Consider the following 2,347-nt stretch of genomic DNA (forward strand, 5'->3'; position numbering starts at 1 on the left):
AGAAGCAATATCAACAGGAAGAATCTGACCGTCAGTCTCTTTGCTATAGTAGGCAAAATCAATACCAATTCTACTATTAAAAAAACGTGCATCAAGACCAAATTCAAACTCTCGAGTAATCTCTGGCTCAAGAATAGAGTTTCCTAATTGGTTTGAAATTTCGAAACCAGATACTCCTTTTAATGGAAAGACCAAGCTACCAAAACCACCAAATGCATTACCTGAAACTAGTGTATTAAAGATATTATAAGGATCAGCATCGTTACCTGTCTTACCCCAAGAACCTCTAACCTTAGCAAAGGTTATAGTCTTAGATTTTAATGATTCTATAGCATCTGTTAAGATAAAACCAACACTAGCACCTGGATAAAAGAAAGAATTATCATTAGATGGTAAAGTAGAAGACCAGTCATTTCTAGCAACGAATGTCAAGAACAAATAGTTTCTAAATGCAAGGTCAGCCTGAGCATAAACACCATACAAACGCTTCTTCTGATAAAAGGTATCAGTTGTTGCAGGGTTTGGACTATTAGATAATGAATAGAAATTAGGAATCGTCAATTCTTCAACAGAACTGGATTGGCGTCTGTAATTACTTTGTGTTACGTTCCATCCAGCAAGAGCATTTAAGTTAAAATCTTCATTAAGATCTTTCTTAAATTTCACAATCAGGTCAGTATTGATTTCTCTTGAATGTCTTGATTCCTCGAGTACACCACCAACATCTGCTGTTCGACTAAAGTTAGGACTGCCTTCTTTGGGACGTCCAATGGCCTGCCAGTCTTTCAGATAAGAATTCGTTACATCACTACCAATACGAGCAGTTGCAGATAATTCGCTAGTAAACTCATAGTCTAAAGAGATATTACCATAAATTCTATCTGAAGTAAAATCATTACCATTTTCGTTTAACACGAAATAAGGATTCTGTGCATAAGGCGTATAGAAATTATCAACATTATAGAACTTATTGTTGTAATCTTTCATATCAACAATACTCATATCACGAGGAGTCTGAATAATTTCTTGAAATAGAGTCGCACCAGTACTTGACCCTTGCCCTGTAGCTACAGCCTTAGACTTTTTACGAACATAATTCATAGAAGTAGTCGCTGTAAACTTATTAAAATTAGTGGATCCTTTAAAGTTGATCGCATTTCTTTTATATGAGTCAGCATCAGTTGGAACAATACCATCAGCGTCTACATTGTTGAAAGAAAGGAAATAAGTTGCCTTATCAGTGCCACCACTAATAGACATGGAATGATTCATAGTAGTTCCCAGATCATAAAAATCCTTCAAGTTATCTTTCTGTGCTTTAAATGGTTTAAGTAATTGCTGATTATCAACAATATTACCCCACTGACGAATAGCACCATCCAATTTAGGTCCCCAAGATCCATTTTCATTTGAAGCATAATGACCACTCCAACCTTGGCCGAAATCATTCTGTAACTCAGGTAATCTTAAAGGAGTACTCAAGTCAAACGAACCTGAATAGTTAACCTTTAACTTACCGGCTTTACCAGACTTAGTTGTAATCATGATTACACCATTCGCAGCTCTAGAGCCGTAAAGTGCTGTCGCAGAGGCACCTTTTAAAATAGTTACGGATTCAATGTTATCCGGATTTATATCGTTCGCATTATTACCGAAGTCTGTCGAACGAGTTGACCCCGTAGCTCCTACCATTCTATTATCAACAGGAGTACCGTCAACAACATATAATGGCTGATTACCTCCGGTTAATGAAGAGTAACCACGTAAGATAACTTTAGTAGATGCTCCAGGAGAACCAGAAGCAGAAGAAATATTAACACCAGCAACTTTACCTTGAATACCACCAAGAGCATTCATAGGTGCAGCCTTTGTTAATTCCTCACTATTTACAGATGTAGCAGCATATCCCAAACTCTTTTGAGATCTCGTAACACCAATTGCAGTTACAACAACTTCCTCCATACCTATAGATTCCGTTTCCATAACAACATCAATTATGGTTTTAGCCCCAACTGGGATTTCCTGCGTAACCATACCTACAAAACTAAAGATTAGCACATCTGAAGCTTGAGTTTCTAGAATATACTTCCCATCAATATCTGTACTAGAACCGACAGTAGTTCCTTTAATAACGACAGATACGCCTGGCATACCCAGGCCGTCATCTGCACTGGTAACAGTACCAGTGATTTGCTTTGTTTGTGCATTAATAACCTGAATCATTAATAGGAAAGCACAAACAAGAAAGGTCAGTTTTTTCATAGATTAATTTTTTAGTTAATTATAAACTTTTGGTCAACGAGCATATAAATTAACAAATAAAATCATCTTTTAAAAATATTTAACA

The 2,347-nt window shown here is 36.3% G+C and carries 1 protein-coding gene; it reads right to left on the reverse strand.

The genetic code is table 11. From position 1 onward, the window contains the following. The coding region (locus ABY905_RS16500; protein WP_372645860.1) for a SusC/RagA family TonB-linked outer membrane protein at positions 1 to 2,262 on the reverse strand (2,262 nt) is incomplete at its 3' end. Positions 2,263 to 2,347: the final 85 nt, after the last annotated feature.

Origin of the sequence: Ancylomarina sp. (genome assembly GCF_041555295.1) — a bacterium.
In the GTDB taxonomy this organism is placed as follows: Bacteria; Bacteroidota; Bacteroidia; order Bacteroidales; family Marinifilaceae; genus Ancylomarina.